This is a genomic window from Exiguobacterium sp. MH3, from assembly GCF_000496635.1.
GTDB lineage: Bacteria > Bacillota > Bacilli > Exiguobacteriales > Exiguobacteriaceae > Exiguobacterium_A > Exiguobacterium_A indicum.
In genome coordinates this window covers 1165894-1185055 of sequence record NC_022794.1, presented here as the reverse complement: position 1 = coordinate 1185055, position 19162 = coordinate 1165894, and the positions used below count along the sequence as shown (strand labels likewise).

At 47.5% G+C, this 19162-nt stretch carries 19 protein-coding genes; 4 read left to right on the top strand and 15 right to left on the bottom strand.

What is annotated here, in order from left to right:
• Window positions 1-32: 32 nt before the first annotated feature.
• From U719_RS05940 to brnQ, 9 genes are all read right to left on the bottom strand, one after another.
• On the bottom strand, window positions 33-860 hold the full coding sequence (locus tag U719_RS05940) for a sugar phosphate isomerase/epimerase (RefSeq protein ID WP_023467839.1): 828 nt from the start codon (window positions 858-860) through the stop codon (window positions 33-35).
• Entirely contained in the window at window positions 808-1806 is a 999-nt protein-coding gene (locus U719_RS05935; protein ID WP_023467838.1) for a DUF6005 family protein, read from the bottom strand. The genes U719_RS05940 and U719_RS05935 overlap by 53 nt, the downstream gene beginning before the upstream one ends.
• Entirely contained in the window at window positions 1799-2050 is a 252-nt protein-coding gene (locus U719_RS05930; RefSeq protein ID WP_023467837.1) for a phosphopantetheine-binding protein, read from the bottom strand. Before U719_RS05930 ends, U719_RS05935 begins: the two co-directional genes overlap by 8 nt.
• Window positions 2038-3234: an AMP-binding protein gene (locus tag U719_RS05925; RefSeq protein ID WP_023467836.1), complete on the bottom strand. Its 1197-nt coding sequence runs from the start codon at window positions 3232-3234 to the stop codon at window positions 2038-2040. The genes U719_RS05930 and U719_RS05925 overlap by 13 nt, the downstream gene beginning before the upstream one ends.
• The gene (locus U719_RS05920; RefSeq protein ID WP_023467835.1) at window positions 3221-4846 is read right to left on the bottom strand and encodes an IucA/IucC family siderophore biosynthesis protein; all 1626 of its coding nucleotides are present in this window, start codon (window positions 4844-4846) and stop codon (window positions 3221-3223) included. The genes U719_RS05925 and U719_RS05920 overlap by 14 nt, the downstream gene beginning before the upstream one ends.
• Window positions 4803-6497 (bottom strand): IucA/IucC family siderophore biosynthesis protein, encoded by a 1695-nt coding sequence (locus tag U719_RS05915; protein WP_023467834.1) that lies wholly within the window; start codon window positions 6495-6497, stop codon window positions 4803-4805. Before U719_RS05915 ends, U719_RS05920 begins: the two co-directional genes overlap by 44 nt.
• Window positions 6498-6823: 326 nt before the next feature.
• Window positions 6824-8302 (bottom strand): AraC family transcriptional regulator, encoded by a 1479-nt coding sequence (locus U719_RS05910; RefSeq protein WP_023467833.1) that lies wholly within the window; start codon window positions 8300-8302, stop codon window positions 6824-6826.
• 134 nt (window positions 8303-8436) lie between these two features.
• Window positions 8437-8757, bottom strand: coding sequence for an antibiotic biosynthesis monooxygenase (locus U719_RS05905; RefSeq protein WP_023467832.1), 321 nt, complete (start codon window positions 8755-8757; stop codon window positions 8437-8439).
• Window positions 8758-8910: 153 nt separating this feature from the next.
• Window positions 8911-10251, bottom strand: coding sequence for a branched-chain amino acid transport system II carrier protein (gene brnQ / locus U719_RS05900; protein ID WP_023467831.1), 1341 nt, complete (start codon window positions 10249-10251; stop codon window positions 8911-8913).
• Between the two features lie 280 nt (window positions 10252-10531).
• Here brnQ and U719_RS05895 point away from each other — a divergent pair, with 280 nt between their 5' ends.
• Window positions 10532-11467 (top strand): DUF2268 domain-containing protein, encoded by a 936-nt coding sequence (locus U719_RS05895; protein ID WP_023467830.1) that lies wholly within the window; start codon window positions 10532-10534, stop codon window positions 11465-11467.
• A 58-nt stretch (window positions 11468-11525) separates the two neighbouring features.
• On the opposite strand, the gene U719_RS05890 is transcribed toward U719_RS05895, so the two are convergent.
• Genes U719_RS05890 through U719_RS05870 form a run of 5 tightly spaced genes read right to left on the bottom strand, consistent with a single transcriptional unit; the run spans window position 11526 to window position 16354 of the window.
• On the bottom strand, window positions 11526-12716 hold the full coding sequence (locus tag U719_RS05890; protein ID WP_023467829.1) for an acetyl-CoA C-acetyltransferase: 1191 nt from the start codon (window positions 12714-12716) through the stop codon (window positions 11526-11528).
• A gap of 13 nt (window positions 12717-12729) precedes the next feature.
• The gene (locus U719_RS05885; protein ID WP_023467828.1) at window positions 12730-13506 is read right to left on the bottom strand and encodes a 3-hydroxybutyrate dehydrogenase; all 777 of its coding nucleotides are present in this window, start codon (window positions 13504-13506) and stop codon (window positions 12730-12732) included.
• Between the two features lie 5 nt (window positions 13507-13511).
• On the bottom strand, window positions 13512-14174 hold the full coding sequence (locus U719_RS05880; protein WP_023467827.1) for a 3-oxoacid CoA-transferase subunit B: 663 nt from the start codon (window positions 14172-14174) through the stop codon (window positions 13512-13514).
• Window positions 14175-14187: 13 nt separating this feature from the next.
• Complete coding sequence (locus tag U719_RS05875) at window positions 14188-14889, bottom strand: CoA transferase subunit A (RefSeq protein WP_023467826.1); 702 nt, start codon at window positions 14887-14889, stop codon at window positions 14188-14190.
• 25 nt (window positions 14890-14914) lie between these two features.
• Complete coding sequence (locus U719_RS05870) at window positions 14915-16354, bottom strand: GntP family permease (RefSeq protein ID WP_023467825.1); 1440 nt, start codon at window positions 16352-16354, stop codon at window positions 14915-14917.
• Between the two features lie 239 nt (window positions 16355-16593).
• On the opposite strand from U719_RS05870, the gene U719_RS05865 reads away from it, so the two are divergent.
• From U719_RS05865 to U719_RS05860, 3 genes are read left to right on the top strand one after another with little or no spacing between them, the layout of a single operon-like run.
• The gene (locus U719_RS05865; protein WP_023467824.1) at window positions 16594-17709 is read left to right on the top strand and encodes a diguanylate cyclase; all 1116 of its coding nucleotides are present in this window, start codon (window positions 16594-16596) and stop codon (window positions 17707-17709) included.
• 55 nt (window positions 17710-17764) lie between these two features.
• Window positions 17765-17932 carry a hypothetical protein gene (locus U719_RS16925; protein ID WP_023467823.1) on the top strand — a complete coding sequence of 56 codons (168 nt, stop codon included), beginning with the start codon at window positions 17765-17767 and terminating at the stop codon, window positions 17930-17932.
• 13 nt (window positions 17933-17945) lie between these two features.
• The gene (locus U719_RS05860) at window positions 17946-18350 is read left to right on the top strand and encodes a DUF350 domain-containing protein (RefSeq protein WP_023467822.1); all 405 of its coding nucleotides are present in this window, start codon (window positions 17946-17948) and stop codon (window positions 18348-18350) included.
• A 151-nt stretch (window positions 18351-18501) separates the two neighbouring features.
• On the opposite strand, the gene U719_RS05855 is transcribed toward U719_RS05860, so the two are convergent.
• Window positions 18502-19056 carry a hypothetical protein gene (locus U719_RS05855; protein WP_023467821.1) on the bottom strand — a complete coding sequence of 185 codons (555 nt, stop codon included), beginning with the start codon at window positions 19054-19056 and terminating at the stop codon, window positions 18502-18504.
• Between the last annotated feature and the right edge of the window lie 106 nt (window positions 19057-19162).

Below are 19162 nucleotides of genomic sequence, written 5' to 3'. Positions count from 1 at the left end.
TTCTGCTGACGTTTAAACCCCATCGATTCGAATCATTTTGACAAAACGGGTACTCTTTCAAGTGCTTGAACAATAAGAAGTCGATCACTTTTTAAACGCTTGTCTGGATCAGGACCGAACCATTCGAGACTTGCTGTCAAGTGATCGAGATGACCTGAAACGTCTTCAAAGAACTGGTGATAATCGACGATGCCTTCGAACAATGGAACCATCCCTTCCCGCGATCCGCTTGCCGCATAGACATTTGTTGGTTCAAAGACTGAAAATTGATCAACATTCGCCACTGTTTTTAAATGTAGGTGATCCACATACGATGCGAGTCTGAAGTATGCTTCGACGGGATCTGCCTTTGATTCGATGACGTGTAAGACGTCAAAGTTGATCCGACATGCCGGGTGGTTGATCGCTTGTAATAAACGAACCGTTGCCTCTACCGTATCTGTTGCAGTATTCGGATGAAATTCAAGTAATAATCGCTGTCCTGCAGAATCAAGGACACGGCAAATCCCCTTCAACCGATAAACGAGTTGATCCCATTTGGCATCGGATAAGGTATGGCTCGCCTCATTCCCCGCAAAGATGCGGATGCGCTGCGTTCCGATTCGTGTCGCTAATCGCGAGAGTCGTTTCGTCTCCGCAAGTAGTTTTGACATCGGTGCGTTTAAATTTAAATAATGACTCAACATACTGACGTTCAGATGGGACGACTTCAGCCGATCGACTTCTTCCGTTCTTAAATGTTCAGCATGAACTCCCCAAATATCAATGGCGTCAAAGTGTTCTTCTGAAGCAAAATCGATCAAATCATTAAATGAACGCAGATGATGCCGATAGCTGATCGTACAGAGTGCGAGTTTCATGTTCAATTCCCTCCTGTCGTTGATACGCATGGAACGTGTCGACGAGTTGCCGTTTGATTGCACTCTCCCGTGCCCATTGTTCTTCGATCAATCGTTCGATTTCTAAGTACACTTCCGGTTGGCGCGTTACAGCGTATTTGACAGCCCGATGTTGGATGACAGAGTATTGATTGACTAATGTTTCAACCTCATCCGTCCATTCTTCAAAGTCAGATGTCTGCAAGTCGCGTCCAATCGCTTCATATAAATAAGCAAATGCATGCTCATAGGCATATTTTCGAATGGCAATGACAGGTAACTGCTTTAAGGCATTCGGTAATCCCTCAGGTTGTTCACGATAGTGATGCACAACACGTTTGACTGCCTCAGTCAATGGATGTTGTACGTTTATACAACTCATGAAATACGCACTTACCGTCGTCGCATTCGGTATTCGAACATCCGTACTTCGAAACGCAAACCCACCAGCGACAGCACGATGGCGTACTGCTGCAAGAATACGTTCTCTTTCTAGTTCACCTTCATACCGGAAATCAGGATCAAGCATATGCCATATTTCCGGATCTTCTGTCGCCTCTAACATGACGTAGTGGGGAAACACATCATGGTGAAATTTATTTTCGCGCTCAGGTAGACTAGCTAAATCCAACATGACGATCACTGACTCGTCCATATTTTTCTGTTCAATCCGTTGAATCAGCTGAGTGATGTTTTCTTCTTTTGATTGTTTGTGATCGTACCATTCTTCGACTGGGATTCCGTAAAGACGTTCATACCAAACAAGCATCTCCTGATGGTTGATTGTTTCATCATGATGCGAGAGGACATAATCGGCTGACAAGGAAAACGAAGAATCCCACACGCCAAAGTAATAGGGACGATGGTCCGCGTCCGATCGTTTGATCGTCTCGCAGACGCAACTGACGAGACAGTGTACTTTAATCATGAATGACCTCCTGTAAAACAGACATCAACTCTTCTACTCGCATTTTGGGAAGGGCTGACATGTGCTCATCAGGAATCACTAATCCGTGTTCCAATTCAAGGTGAAGCAACAGATGAATCAAGCGCATCGAATCCAGTCCTAGATCATCTCGTAGAGAGTCTGTTGTCGAAATAGCGACAGATGATGACCATTCGAGCTGTTCGGTCAGTATATCTTCGAATTGCGCAATCGTTAAACGGGACATGTTTGTTCCCCCAATCGTTTTCTACTCACTTTCCCATTCGCAGATAGCTCAATTTGCTCAACGAGTTGCCACTCCGTCGGTCGTTGATGAGGTGCGAGATGCTTCTTGCAATGTTGTTTTAGTTCTTCCTCCGATGCCGTCGTCACGAGTTGAGCGCAGACGCGCTCTCCTTGGAACGCATCCATTCGTTTAAAGACGACGACAGCCTCGACGGTCGGCAGCTGATACAAGACATCTTCGACTTCCCCGGGATAGACAGATAAGCCAGACACATTGATCATCTCATCGAGTCGGCTAAGAAAGTGCAGCCCGTCTTCAACGTACATTAAATCCTTCGTACCAATCCGTACGCCTTGTTGCGAAACGACTAATTCTGCTGGTTTTCCCTTCGTTCCAGTTTCAATCTCAAGATGCTCTAGTGGAAAGCCGATCGCTTGCGGACTCGGCGGATTCGGATGAAGTGCGATACAGCCGATTTCTGAACAGCCATATTGTTGAAGCAAATGATGTGTCTTCCGTTCAATCGAACGGAACCACTTTTCTGGTAATGTCATCCCGGAAATCATCACTGCGTGAACGGATTCCGGGAACAAACTCATCGCATACGCCAGTCCCGGTGCCGTATAGATGATCGCGTCCGGATGCAAACGATGGATTGCTAGCACATGACGTGGTGAGAAATCTTGTAAGATGACTGGTGTTGCTCCACGTCTTAAAGTCGCGAACACTCCACACAGTAATCCGAATGAGTGCGACGTCGGACAAGCAACGATCGTCGCTTTCGTCGTCAGCGGAAAACTATTCGTATAGGCATTCAGTTCCGTCTCGATCGACTCCCATGTCCGGTGAATGATTTTCGGTTGCCCCGTCGTACCGGAACTGAATTGAATCAATCCACCCGCACGTTTTTCCGCTTCCGGAAGCGGAACGATGGTCTCTTGATAAATCAAATAGTCACATCCGGCTTGTATCGCTAGACGCTCAGCACCGGAAACAGGCGTATCCGGATGAATGGGAAGGATTGTTCCATTCATGCGTCGCATCGCAAGACAGAGAGCTAACCACGCTTTTGTATCTGACGTACAGATGGCTACGGTCTTCCCTTCCGTTATGAACGACTGCTTCACCAGTTCGTGTGTCGTCAATTCTTCTTCTGTCACCCATTCTTTCTCAATCCATAGCATGATTGTCTTCCTCTCCTCGTTGAACTAGTGAATTTTTTACATCGATTTGATTCGTCAAACCAAACCGTGGTGCCAGTAAGGCTTCTGCCGTTACTCTTTGTTCGTACCATCCGATGCGTTCTAGTCGGTCCCGATCAATCGGCAACCCCTCGATCGTCTGATGCATCCAATCAAAGAACGTCGCTTCATTCAAGTTCTCCGTCAGTTCAAGTTGATACGCTAGTTCCGTCAAATGATAGACGAATAATGTATCGTACAGCAGCTCGCGTAAGGCAAGCGGGTGTGACATTTCGTAATAGGTGTTGAGCGGTGCATCAAAATCAGGATGTAGCCTCTTAAAATCGGGTACATTCGATGGATCGTCGAGTAACTCGGTGACGAATTCGACGCTATCATGAAAATCGCGGAGAATGATCCGTTCCGGCCATCCGTCCCGCAAGACAAGTAACGTATTTTGAGCGTGAGCTTCCACACCGATTCCTTTCTCGATCACGAGTCGGATGACTGGTTCGAGATAGACGCCAAAGAATCGACGAAGCCACCGTTCATGACCATATCGTTCCAACCACGGTCCTAAAAAATGTCGTCCATCCACCTCGATTTGAGCAAGTGCGGTCAAAGGCATGACTTGCTCACCCGGTTGAGCATACGTCAAGACGTTTTCACGAAAGACACAGCCGACCCGACCCGCAAGTGGACCGCTCGAGCCGACGCATGAAGCAAATTCAGATAACAACGTCATCGGCAATTCACTCGCCTGTTTTTTCAACCAATCCGATACTGCAGGAGCTGCCACGACATTCGGCACGGAAAAAGTCCGAACGGCTGACGTTTGCTTCAAGTCGAGCGGCAATTTGATATGCGGTAGTTCGGGCTGACCTGGACAAAAAACGGTTCGAATCGACTGCGTCGCTTGCACGAATATCCCGCCTTCTCCTAAGTCGACACCTCCGACTTGTGCCACCTCCTGCTTGATACGTAACCATTGCCATGGGTGGACCGGAAGAATCTGATAATCGGTTTGATTGAGCTCTTCCAGTTTGACTAAAAACATATGTAGGAGCGGTTCTCCAAGGATCAGTGGAATAGGTAAGATTCCATTCCCTTGAACGAGCGTAGAAGGTAAGGCAATCCAGTGCAACTGGAATCGATTGCCTGCTTCAGGTCCATAGGCCTCATGGTCAGCTCGCGAAAAGCCAATCCTTGATTTGTAACAAGGATGGTAGGGATGCCCTTCGATGATGGTCTGCTCCAACTCTTCATAATCCAAGCCTGCTCGGTGGATTCGTAGACGATGTCGCTGCGACAAGTCATCGAAATCATGTGTCCGTCGCAACTCTTCCTGAAAGTCGTCCGAGATCGGCAACTGCGTCAAAAGTTGCTCAAACCAATCGTTGACGCCAGATGACGTTGATGAGCGTAACGTCTTGATGTCGAGTCGTATTCGGTCGAAAGGACCGCGTTTGCCTTCGACTGTCACTTCACTATCTTTTATGTGGAATGTAAAACGATGCTTCGTTCCGTTGTTCATTTCAGTAAAAGGAAGAATCTGCTCGAATAACAAACTCTCAAGAAGTTGTTTGCAGATGCGTGTTTTGCTGTCGTAAAGCATAGTTGCCCTCCCGTAACGGATTATCCAAGTCGATGAAACAAACCCGTTCCCCCTCGACTTCAAGTTCATCGAGTCCTTGTAGGCGTGTTAGTAAATTCGCCTTATATGGAAGTGTCGGCGATTCTAACAACATCAAAAGCCAAGCTCTGCCTCGCCCTTCTAGATTTTCAACTCGTACCTGACACCATTCGTGCAGTAAGGCGATAGCAACTTCTTCCTTTAATAATGTGTCTGCTGCCAATCGGTCGATGATACTCGCTAGATGGTTCCAAATCATGTAGTACGTCAAACGCTCAGCAATGACTTCTTCTGGGTAGAATAACGTCGTATGCTTCAGTTCCGGTTCCAGCAGGGTAAAGGAATCTCGATTCGTGTCTGCTAAGTAATAGCCTTGATTATCTCGGACGTGATATCGAACCGGCCATCCGTCTTCGAATGTGATGAGACTATTTTGCTGATGCGCCTCGAGTCCGATTCCTTGTTCCTCATATAGTGTAACGATCGCTCCTAACGTCAACTCCAGGTACTGTTTCCACCACCGAGTGACATGTTTCGATGCGATTGATCCCGACTGCCGGATGAGCCGCAGCAGGAGCGATTCTGAATTCGGTAATGCCGGTTGGACGAGTGCCGCAACATTTACCGCGTGGGGTGCTGGCTCTCGCAAAATGACTTCGAATCCGGTCTCTTCTTTAGTCCAGATTGCTAAATATGCAGGATCGTGAATAAGGTCAAACGTATCCGGCAGAGACAGATGACAAAACAAGCGATGCATCAGATAACCAGCCTCTAATTCGTGTCGCTTGTTGACGCGTCTTGAGTTCGTCACTTGGACAGGGATGGATAACTTCAACATATGACTTCGGTCGAGTGCTTCGACGGTCCGGATCGACGAAGTTGCGTTATAAAGTGATCCAGATGCGCCGTGATAACGGATAATACCTTGCTCAAACCATTGCTTGACTGTCGGCTGACGCAACAAATACTCGGCTTGAAGTGGATGAATCGGAACGAGTCGCTCTTGCGCTGTCACTTGAATCAAATCACCCAGTTGATTTTCCATCAGCTGACTGATTGTCTCGTAGCTACCTGAACGTTCTTCGAGCAATGTCTCATGTACTGTAAAATAGTGAAGTTGAAACGGTTGACGGAATTCAGGCGCATACGCCTTTTGTTGCCAGTCGGTCATACCGACTCTACTTTTCGGGGTCGGATGGAACCAATGACCACACCACAAGCGTTGTTCATAATCGATGAACGTCTCTTGCTCTTGTGCGTTCAGCTGTTCCTCTAAAATCAATTGCACTGTCCGGTGACTGTCAAGAACGCGAAAGAGTAAGTCCGTTTGATTCGGGTCTTTTTGTTGAAGCTTGATGCAACAGGTGATGATACAGGACATGGCTGAAACTTCCCGCCATCCGCTTTTTGTCTCTTCACGAATCATTCCAATCTCGTGGCGTCCGATGATGGAACGACGTTTGATTTCGATGAGATACGGCTTCATCCAATAAAAAGAGGATGTCTCGGATGCATCAAACGGTCTCTCGTTGACCCATTCGCCCGGGTTCACTTCTCTGATGTAGCTGTTCATGAACGATTGAAGCGTCACCTCGGTCGCTAATCGCTCGATTTGTTCTTCGCATGTTCGCACGCTCTGTTCCTCCCCTTATTGAAAATCATTCTCATTCCACATCAATAGAAAAACGGGTTTCCCCGTTTTTGATGGTGCGTATACACACTTATTTTAAGTAAAACGTTTTCAAGTTCCTTCAATCCGTTTTCACAATCGATTAAATGCAGAAGTCACATATCGTCGTGAGATTTAACACCAATCAAAAAAACGATCCTCCCTAATATTCGTACGACAAGGCGACGACTTTTTAGGTTCATTTGTCAGTCTTCTCTGCCTCATCGTGAACTCCATCTGTAATGATAATCATTATCAATGATGAGTGACATGGATTTTCTTTTCATTCTTCATGGACAAACAAAACAGTTACTATCGCTGATATATGTATGCAATTGACGTAACATATGCATTCTCCCAAGTGGTCCCCACGGATCCCAATCGACACTGTCTGGGTAAAATATACGCTCCGACCTAACGGCACGAAGCGTTTGCCACACCCTCGTTCCTCGAATTCGTTCCACATCTGCAGGTTGACTCCACAGTATGAACAAACCATCCGGATCCAACTGCTGTAATGTTTCTAGGCTGATTGTCATGTAGACGGTGTGCGGGAGTCCTTCCACGGGCTGTAAACCGATTTCACTGAACAGAAAATCTAACATCGTATGCCCTGTTCGTCCGTACAGTCGGATTTCTGAGTCTCTGATCCAAATAACTGCCCATGTCACATTCCGATTGAATTCGAACTGTTGCTTCACAATTGTTTCAAGCGTTTCGACTTCGTTGATGATGTCAGTCGTTCGCTCAAGCGTATCGGTTGCCGTAGCAACAGCATACAAGTAATCCTTCCAACAAGTTTGTTTCGAAATATCGATGACCGGACAAGACGTCAACATAGGTGGTGATTCACCTCGTATCGGTGTCCGTAAAACGAGATCGAGATTTGATGTCTCAAACCATTCCGGTAAAATCGTTGCTGACGCGTCGTATAGTTGCGTACCTTCGAGTTCACTTAAATAGTCTGGCACACCGTTCGAACGATATTGTGTCGGAAAAGACGGTGCGATGACAGGTTGAATGCCAAGTGCCAATAAGTGATCTTGCAACAACGCTTGACTCCAGATTCCGACCCGTGGAAACAACCGTTTCCGGTACTGACTTGGTGATAGTCCCTCACGTTTTTTAAAGAGACGGCTGAAATAAAATTCATCATTGATTGATACACGTTCTGCGATCTCAGCAATCGTCCAATCTGGATGTGCAATCATCCACTCCTTCGCCCGTTGCATCCGCAATTGATGAATCAGTTCCTTTGGTGATTGATCGTAGTGCTTTTTGAATTGGCGGGAAAACGTCGGCAGTGACATGTTTAACTCACTTGCCAAGTCACTGACTGTTCTTGATTTTCCGAGTTCTTTTAACCACTGGGACGTCACTTCCTCAAACGTCTGCTCATGACGACGTTCACTTAATTGCTCCAGTAGTTGATACAGATAGCGATGTTGTCTAAGAGAACCGGTCATTGTGTTTGGACATCCGCGCATTCGTTCTAAACACTCCACTAGTTCATTCGTTGGTTGACGGTAGACTAGAAATGGCGTCAGTTCAACCTCTAACTGATACAAGAGACAATGTCCCTCCTTGACGATGAATCGTTCACCTGATTTCATGATGAAACAGGCTTCGCCCGATTCTAGACGTTTCCTTTCCGTGTAGGTAATGCCAACGCCTTGTATGACGACAATCAAACCCGGACGTATCGCTAATTGTCCTCCTGTCTGTAAAGCGTGTTTCCTCACTCGAAATGCATGCAGTGCTTCTGTCATTTTCAACTCACTCCTAAAAAACACATATACCATCTGACGCTTTTCCGTATCCGTTCAATCTTGATCAATATGTAAGGGAATCTTCGAGATGCTTTTCTTTCACTTGCCTACGTGATTGTTTATTGTTGTGTCGATCATGTATCTGCTGTCTTAAATCCAATCACATCATAGTAATGTTGCTGACCGTCAAGAATGAAGGAGGGACCTGGTTGCCCCCTTCTTTCTCGGTGACCGGCAAGGTGTACCTCACTCGTTTCCCACGCTTTCCAGTCTTGTTCCGAATCCCAGCGGATCAGGACAAGAACTTCTTCTTCCTCTTTTGTACGCTTCTTATGTAAGACACTTAAATCGAGGAACCCTGGTTGTTGCTCGATGATTCCCTTTCCTGAAAAACGCTCGATCATTTCAACAGCACTTCCTTTTTTGACTTTAAATGTTTTTAATTGGATGAACATCACCTATCACTCCTTCTAATTGATAATGAATATCATTTGCATTAACACTATAGCATTATTCCTCCGGTTTTTGTCAACAACTGTTGTTAGAATACGTTTCATCGTTACAAAAAAATCCCTTCACCCAGTGTAATCTGAGTGAAGGGATTTAATTTAAGCCACACGCGACGACGATTGTGTCTCCGCTGTTTTCTTACCGACGACTGCTCCGATCACTCCACCAATGATGGCTGGTACGACCCATCCGAGACTGAAGGAAGCAAACGGTAATACCGCGTCGAACACGTTCGTGACAGCTGAGACGTTAATCCCTGCTGTCTTCAATCCATCAAACAAACTGACGACGAATGTCATCCAAAGCGCCCCTTGATAGACGGCTGGTTTACCTTTAAAGAGTGGATGCAAGAATGTCAGGAAGATGAGACAGATTGCCAGTGGATAAAGTGTCATCAAGACTGGTTTTGAAACGGCGAGCAATTGATTCAGACCGATGTTCGCGACGAGTGCGCTGAAGACCGATAGACCAATCGTCCATTTGACGTACGAGATTTTTGGCACGAGTGCCGAGAAGAACGACGCACAGGCCGTGATCAAGCCGACGCTTGTCGTCATACAGGCGACCGTGATCATCAGACCGAGTAAAATCGCACCGTATTCACCGAAGTAATAATCCGACACAGCTGACAAAATCTCTGCGCCGTTCGCCAGTTGTCCGATTTCCGAGACACTTGAAGCACCCATGAAGGCAAGTGCCGAATACGTGATTGCTAGCAAAGCCGCTGCGATCAATGACGCTTTCGTACAAATCAACAGCAACTGTCGCTTCGATGTGACACCTTTTTCCTTGATCGCTGCGATGATGATGATCCCGAAGACGAAGGCACCGAGTGCATCGAGTGTCATATATCCTTCCTGGAAACCGTTAAAGAAGGCATTCGACTGATATGTCTTCAAAGGATTCTGAAAACTTCCGATCGGATGCAGGACAGCAACGACGATCAACAGACCGATGAACGTGATTTTAATCGGTGTCAGTACTTTCCCGACGACATCGACGATTTTCGTCGGATTCAATGATAAGAGACACGCAACCGTGTAGAACAAGACCGTAAAGATGAGTAGCGGCCAGTGGCTCGTCGATTCACTGAAGAACGGCTTGATTCCAATCTCATACGAGACCGTTCCGGCACGAGGAATCGCGAAGAAGGGACCGATCGCAAGATACAGAATGACCGAGAAGCCGATTCCAAACGCAGGATGAACGCGTGACGCCATCGCTTGTAGATCGCGTTCCCCTGAAAACGCGAATGCGAGAATCGCAAGCAATGGTAGACCGACACCGGTGACGAGGAATCCGGCATTGGCGACCCAGACATGCTCCCCTGCGAGCTGTCCGAGCATCGGCGGAAAGATGAGATTTCCTGCCCCGAAGAATAAGGCGAAGAGCATCATGCCGATGACGATGATAAATGATGTTGGAACAGTTTTAGACATAATAAACCCCCACTGATGATGATCGACTTCATCTCGCTCCCTAAGCAGATGAAGTACTTCGTTCGAAAGGATACCATACGTTTAAGAGCTCGTGCTAGGAGTTTATCTGGAGAATATTCTGAAAATTGCGCAGAAAGTTTGGTGGAGCTATGGTCTATAGAATTTGTTACGTCTGTGCGTCGAAGCATGAAACCGGATTCATAAGTTCATATGACGTAGTAGGATTAAAAGGCTTCATGAAGAAAGTAAATATATGGATAATCAAACAGGAGGTTTTTCTATGAAATCTATCTATCTTCTTAGCGCCACCCTTTTACTTGCCAGTTGTTCCCCCGCTGCCGAAAAACCGAAGACGTATGACATCTCCTTTACGCATGAGAAACAAGAGATTCAAATCGTTCCTTTGTACAAGGCGTATGACGATTACATTCAAGCGGCTTCGAAACATCCAGAGGACAATGAGGCACTATTTAAAAAATATGTATTGGGCGCTAAAAATAGCGTCATCAAAAAAGAACAGCTCCAAGCGATGCCCGTTCCTAGCCTTTACGAACAGCCATCGGAAAACATCAAGGACTTAAAGCAGATGAATACATATTTGAAAAAACACCATCAGCGCATCATGAAACAGATCAAGTCCAGTCTCCTGACTTCGATGAAACAACTTCCACGAGATGAAAAGCTCGTCGTCTTCGTCTCCCCGACGACACCAATCGAGCATGATGATGCCAAACATTATGGTGGTGTCAGCGGTGTCGCGCAAGGAAACAATTCGATGAGTCTATTCTTCTTGAAGGATTTTTCAGAAACATCATTACGCAACACGACGGCGCATGAGTACCATCATACCGTAGCCCTCGATGAACCGAATCGTGCTGCGACGATGCTCGATTACATCATTCTCGAAGGAAAAGCGGAATTCTTTGCCCACAAGCTTTATCCAGTGGAATCATCGGAAGCGATTGCCCCTTTACTTGACCATACTTTAGAGCATGTGATTTCGGAGCTGAATGCGGAACGATTGACGACGGATGATTTATTTTTTGGAAATTACGAAAAACAAATTCCTTCGTTCGTAAAATACAGACTCGGTTATATGATCGTCTCGGACTTCGTGAAGCAACATCCCGAGATTTCCTTGAAGGAATGGTCACGGATGTCCTCCGTGCAAATTCTCGAAAAAAGCAGTTACAAAGACATGTTAACGATTCGCTAAAATCAATAAAGCACGAGACAACGGGAGCATGCATCTCCTTCGTCTCGTGCATTATTCGTTAGTCTTCGTATTTTTTGACGATCGTCGCTACCCCTTGACCGCCCCCGACGCATAACGTCGCAAGACCATGCGTCTCACCTGTCCGCTCGAGTTCATGGATCAACGTTACGAGAATCCGCGCCCCACTCGCACCGATCGGATGACCGAGCGCGATTGCACCGCCGTTTCGGTTGAGCTTCTCATGCGGGAACTGTAGCTCCGCATCGACCGCGAGAGATTGTGCCGCGAACGCTTCGTTCGCTTCGATGACATCGATCTCCTCAAGCGTCAGTCCCGCTTTATCGAGTGCCTTTTGGACCGCTTGGACGGGACCGATTCCCATGATGCTCGGGTCGACGCCAGACGTTCCGTTCGCGACGATCTCAACGAGTGGTGTCACGCCGAGTTCTTGTGCCTTTGACGCGGACATGATGACAAGTGCGGCAGCCCCGTCATTGATGCCGGATGCATTGCCTGCCGTGACCGTTCCGTCCTTTTTGAATGCTGGGCGCAAACGACTGAGTGTTTCGACAGATGTTCCGGCACGCGGAAACTCATCTTGATCAAAACGGATCGGGTCGCCTTTTCGTTGTGGAATCAACACTGGTGTGATTTCCGAGACGAACCGTTCTTCCGCTAATGCCGTCTGCGCTTTTTGCTGACTCGTCGCCGCGAACTGGTCCTGGGCTTCGCGGGAGAGTTCATAGGCGTCGGCTAAATTCTCCGCCGTGATTCCCATGTGATAGTCATTAAACGCACACTCAAGTCCATCCTGGATGATCGTATCGACGAGCGGTTGGTCACCCATCTTCAGCCCAGACCGTGCGCCCGATAGGACATACGGCGCTTGGCTCATGTTCTCCATCCCACCGGCAACGATGACATCGGCTTCGCCCGACTTGATCGCCTGATACGCGAGATGGACGGCTGAGAGACCGGATCCGCAGACCTTGTTAACGGTCATCGCTGGACATGTCTCCGGTAATCCGGCAGCGAGTGCCGCCTGCCGTGCTGGATTTTGACCAAGTCCTGCTGAGAGGACGTTACCGAAAAAGACTTCGTCGACGTGATCTCCTGCGACACCAGCTTTTTCAAGTGCTGCGCGGATGACTGTCGCTCCGAGTTCCGTTGCTTTGACGTCCTTCAAACTCCCATTGAAATTCCCGATCGCCGTGCGCGTCGCACTGACGATGACGACTGCTTCACTCATCTGCTCCATCTCCTTATTGAATCGTATATCCTCCATCGAGTACGTTCGCTTGTCCCGTGATCCCTTTTGCTTTGCGGCTCGCGAGGAACAATGCATAATCCGCAATTTCCTCGACGGCGAGCAACCGTTTTTGTGGAACGAGCGGATAGATGACTTCCTCGAGTACCTTCTCAAGTTCGACGTGACGCGTCTTCGCCAAGTCTTCCATCTGATTGCGGACAAGTGGGGTATCGACGTACCCCGGGCAAATCGCGTTGACGGTGATTCCGTGTTCCGCTCCTTCAAGGGCTGCGACCTTCGTCAGACCGAGCAATCCATGCTTCGCTGAGTTATACGCCGCCTTCCCAGCAAAACCGATCAAACCATTGATCGATGCCATGTTAAGAATCCGTCCGTAGCCTTGTTCCTTCATGATCGGAAAGGCATGTTTGATAGCGATGAACGGCGCCGTCAACATGATCTTGATCATCAATTCAAATTTCTCCGTCGGAAACTCTTCGATTGGTGAGACGTGTTGAAGACCCGCGTTATTGATCAAGACGTCAAGTCGACCAAACTGTTCGACCGTCTGCTTCAAGACGACTTCGACCTGTGCTTCATCGGTGACGTTGAGCGTCATGCCGACCGCTTCATGACCAGCTGCGCGAATCGCTGCCGCCGCCTCTTCTGCTGCTTCTGCGCGGACGTCCGTTACGACGACCTTCGCTCCTGCCGCAGCAAACGCCTTTGAGATTTCAAGACCAATTCCGCTTCCTGCACCTGTGACGAGTACGATATCTCCTTGAACCATCTGCTTCACTCCCCTACCGTCACGCGCTCGAGTTCCGGACTGACCGTGAATCGTGCTTCCGTGACTTGTTTGACGTCTTCGACCGTATGACCATTCAGCGTCTCGATCAAGACCATTCCGTCCGGTGTGAAATCAAAGACGGCCCGGTCCGTAATCAAACGGTTGACGACGGCGCGTCCTGTCAACGGCAAGGTACACGCCTGTTTGACTTTCGATTCGCCATGTTTGTTGACATGCTCCATGATGATGACGACGCGTTTTGCTCCGTTGACGAGGTCCATCGCTCCGCCCATGCCTTTGACCATCTTGCCCGGAATCATCCAGTTCGCGAGGTCACCGTTCTGATCGACTTCCATCCCGCCGAGGATCGCGAGGTCGATGTGCCCGCCACGAATCATCGCGAACGATTCGGCACTGTCGAAGTAAGATGCTCCGGATTGTGCCGTGACCGTTTCTTTGCCGGCATTGATTTCGTCGGCATCGACTTCATGATCAAGCGGATACGGTCCGATGCCAAGCAGTCCATTTTCGGATTGCAGCATGACATGCATATCGTCCGGAATCGCATTGGCGATCAATGTCGGAATCCCGATCCCGAGATTGACGTACATCCCGTCTTTAACTTCCTGAAGTGCGCGTTCAATGATGATCTCTCGTGTCGTTTTCATATCCGTCTCCTCCTCAAGCTTCCCGGACAGTCCGGCGTTCGATGCGTTTTTCATAATCCGTTCCGACGACGATGCGCTGAACGTAGACAGCAGGTGTGTGGATCTCATTCGGATCGAGTTCACCGACTTCGACGAGTTCTTCGACTTCAACGATCGTTACTTTTCCGGCTGTCGCAACGAGCGGATTAAAGTTGCGTGATGTCTTCCGGAAGACGAGATTTCCGAGACGATCTGCTTTCCATGCCTTGACGATCGCAAAATCGCCGACGATCCCTTCTTCCAGCAGATACGTTTTTCCATCGAACTCTTTTTGTTCCTTCCCTTCAGCAATCGGTGTACCGACGCCTGTTGGTGTATAGAAACCGGGAATGCCAGCTCCACCGGCACGGATACGTTCCGCAAGTGTACCTTGTGGGACGAGATCAACTTCGATCTCGCCACTGAGGTATTGTTGCTCGAACGTCTTGTTTTCCCCGACATACGACGAAATCATCTTCTTGATTTGTCGCGTCTGCAAGAGGAGACCGAGTCCGAAGTCATCGACGCCACAGTTATTACTGACGACCGTCAAATCCTTGACGCCCTTCTCTTGCAACGCGGTAATTGATTTTTCCGGGATTCCGCAGAGTCCGAAGCCCCCTACGACTAGCGTCGCCCCGTCAAAGATGTCTGCTGTCGCTTCCGCGAATGATGCGTATACTTTCCCCTGTTTCATCTAATGATGCCCCCTTTAAAAATCCTTAGTACAAGCCAGTCAAACTATACAATCCGATCATCAAGAAGACCGTCACTGTCTTGAGAATCGTAATCATGAAGATGTCCTTATACGACTGACGATGCGTCAGCCCCGTAACGGCAAGTAACGTGATGACGGCACCGTTATGCGGTAACGTATCCATTCCGCCGGACGCCATCGAGATGACGCGATGCATGACTTCCGGTGGCACGCCGCCTGATGTGATGGCTTGCGTATATTTATCCGACATCGCACTTAACGCGATTCCCATCCCGCCTGATGCGGAACCAGTAACGCCGGCAAGCGTCGTCGTCGTGACGGCTCCGTTGACGAGCGGATTCGTAAATGTCTCTGAGATCCCGCTTGAGACGGACTTGAATCCTGGTAACGCTGCGATAACGCCTCCGAAACCATACTCAGCACCTGTATTCATGACCGCTAGAAGCGCGCCACCGATACTGACGTTCAAACCAGCTTGGAAATTCGTCTTGATCTTCGGGAAGTCATACAGCATCGCTGCGAGAATTCCGATCAATAACGCCATTTGGACGGACCAGATCGCAAGAACGGCCGGTGTCTCGATCTTTCCGAATGCCTCTAGACCAATTGCTGAAAAATCAAATCCTTCCGGATACCATTTCGGAATCGAGAGTGTGAAGACTTTGTTCATGACGGCAACGAGGATGAGTGGAACGAAGGCAAGGACTTGCCGATAGACCGGTTGACGATCCGTCTCGAGCGTCATTTCTGGTTCATTCTTCAACTCCATCTGCGGTGCGGCACTTGCCGCCGTTGCTTCAAATCCAGCGTAGCCTTCCCCTGCTTGATGGGCTTTTTTCTTGCGTGACTCGAGATACCACATACCGACGACTAGGATGAACAATCCACCGACCGTTCCCATGATTGGCGCAGCGTAGATATCCGTTTTGAAGAACGTCGTTGGGATGACGTTTTGAATCTGAGGTGTTCCTGGTAAGGCATCCATCGTGAACGTGAATGCACCAAGGGCGATCGTTCCCGGGATGAGGCGTTTCGGGATGTTCGCTTCGCGGAACAAGTTTGCTGCGAACGGATACACAGCGAAGACGACAACGAATAAGCTGACGCCGCTATATGTAAGAATTGCGCCAAGTAAGACGATAGCAAGAATGGCACGCTTCGCACCGATCATACGGATGATCGTCTTTGCAATCGACTCCGCGATACCGGACATCTCAACGACTTTTCCGAAAATCGCCCCGAGGAGGAAGACCGGGAAGTACGCCTTGATGAAGCCGACCATCTTTTCCATGAAGATATTCGAGAAGAAAGGTAACACCCAATCCGGGTTCGTCAGTAAGACGGCGAACAAGGCACAGATTGGCGCAAATAGGATGACAGAAAAACCACGATAGGCAACGAACATCAATAAGGATAAGGCAAGAAGAATGATGACAAGTTCCATAAGTAGATCTCCTTCGATTTTAGTAAGCGCTTTCATATCGCTTCTTCATCATTTAACAACGCAGTGTCGAAGAGGTCAATTAAATTCCGTTAAACTATAAGTACAGCTTATAGAAATCATAAGTTCACATTATAGACACAATTGCATCAAATAGATTATTTTTTCAAGGAACAGGAGTTAGTCCTTTTATGGCGTATGTCTTTTAAGTAACGTACTTTATTTGAAAGGATGGACATTTCATGAAAAGCATCCTTTTTGACGTCTTGCATAACGTGACGCTATTAATGGCTGGTTTCTATCTGCTCGGAAAATTATCACCGCTCCCGATCACCCGTGAATCCCCACGGCTGACACGCGTGTTGTACGGTCTTGCTCTAACTGTCATCTCGTTACTACTCATGCAGATGACGATTGAAGCAGCACCTGGCGTCATGGTTGATTTGCGTCATATTCCGGTCGTCGTCGCTGCCTATTTTGGTGGCGCCATCCCGACAACGATTGTGACGATTGCAATCATCATCTATCGTTTCAGTTTAGGAACGAATCTAGCAGCCTTCACCGCATTCGGCTTCATTGTCGCCATTGCTTTAGGAACGAGCTTAATCGTTCGCGAAATGCCACCTTATGCAAAACGAACATTCACACTCGTGACGCTCTACGCGACGGCTTTACACGCTCTTGTCTTATGGATTGTCTTACCGAAACAGATTCTTCTACTTGAAGTGATAGCAGTCGTCATTCCTGCATCGTTCGTCAGTAGTTGGCTCGCCCTACTGATCATCCGCGATATTCGGTTGACCAAACAATCATTACGGATGCTTCGGCAAAAAGCGCAACTCGACTTTTTGACAGGATTGAACAATTCACGCGCCTTCAATGAATACTTCACGGATGTCAAACAGCGATTGATTCTAACCAAACAGTCGGTCGTGTTGTTGACGATCGACATTGATCATTTTAAACAGGTCAACGATACGTATGGACATGAGGCGGGCGATGAGGTGCTACGGCAGTTCGCCAATCGACTGCGCGATGGAGTGGCAGAAAGCGGATATTTATCCCGTAACGGCGGCGAGGAATTTTCGGTCCTGTTTGAGGGTGTTCCGCTTGCTGAAGTCTTGCCTTTAGCAGAGCAATTACGCGAGCGGATCGCTTCTAGTCCGTTCCGACTAGCGACGACAGAGCTACCGCTCACAGCATCGTTTGGTTTAGCCGCATACGATGAGACGACACTGCAAATCGACGATCTTCTACTGGATGCGGATGCTGCTCTCTATCAAGCAAAGCAACAAGGACGGAATCAAGTCGTCCTGTTTTCTCCTAATGCAGAATCTGCCGTCAGCTTTCAAGAATAACGATGGACGCCACCTCTGAAATCCGCTACCTTTAAAGAAGAGGTAGGTGATTGGCATGAAGTTAGCAAAAGGTCCCTATATCCTGATCGGCCTCATTTTAGGTCTCTTGTTCGGATTCATTGGTGACAACTTCTATTTGTATGTATCAGCAGGTATTCTCGTCGGAGCATTGCTTGAATTGTATGTTGCATACGAACAACGCAAAAAAAATAAAAAATCATGATGGAGGTACCAGCATGACATTCAGTGATTTATTCCTTTCAACGCTCTCGTATATCGGTGTCGCGACCGTACTCCTTGCAATCGGTGTCGTCCTGTTCGAGGTGACGACGAAATCGAAGGAACTCGAACTCATTCGTAACGGGAAGAAAGCGGCCGTCTACGCCTTCGGTGGACGTATTCTTGGTCTTGCCATCGTCCTCTATTCGAGTATCTCGAACTCTGTCAGCATTCTCGATATGGTGTTGTGGGGTGCACTCGCAATCGTCTTACAAATCGTTTTATTCTATCTCGCGGATTTACTAATCCCACGTTTGAGCATGACGAAAGAGATTGATGCGAATAACGAAGCAGTCGGCTTGCTGCTCCTCTTCTTATCGATTTCGATCGGTTTGATCATTGCAGGATCGCTTACATACTAAGACACATGAAAACAGCCCTGGATCATTAGGATTCAGGGCTGTTTAGATTGTATATCATTTAATCCATATTATAGATTCTAGCTTTATAAGGTCGTAATCTAACTGTGTCATTCGAAACATTCAAATTTATCCATCCTAAACCCCATCCATATTAGTTCCAAACTGAAGTAATTTCTTTTTCAAACATGACGGCCTCTCCTTCTTGAGAACGATCGACCTCATCTTTTATATATTGTGCAGGTGTAACGACCTCATTCCAAGCACTCTTCAGATAGTTTGCTTGATCGACGTTCATCGATTCCTTACCGTGCATATTGCTCGCAACATATTCAAGCGCCTCAATATAAGCAGTATAGTTCTTCGCTACTTTTTGTAAGGATTTTGATTCTGGATCATTCGACTTGAATTGGAAAGATTTTTCGATGTGGTACATCGTATCAATCTTCGACCTTAGTTCATTCATGGTCACATTCTTTGTAATGGAATCACCCGTCGAATAAGGTGCAAAGTTAGCCATATCTCGCATCGATCTATCGATGTAGTCTTTTCGATTGACTGAATTGACGGTCTTAGCATCCATCAACTCCTCATGCTCTTTATCTATATAAGGTGTTGTATAAGGGATATATCCTGCTTGATACGAATACAAGCTTCCCCCGATTAATACAATGACTGTCGAATAGAAATATAAATATCGTTTTTTCAAAATACCCTCTCCTTAATGCTATGGAATTTTATGTATCCTACATCCTTCTATTAAGATCTGCAAAAAATGTTCGGGAGCAGTAGACTCCTCATAACATCATTCATTT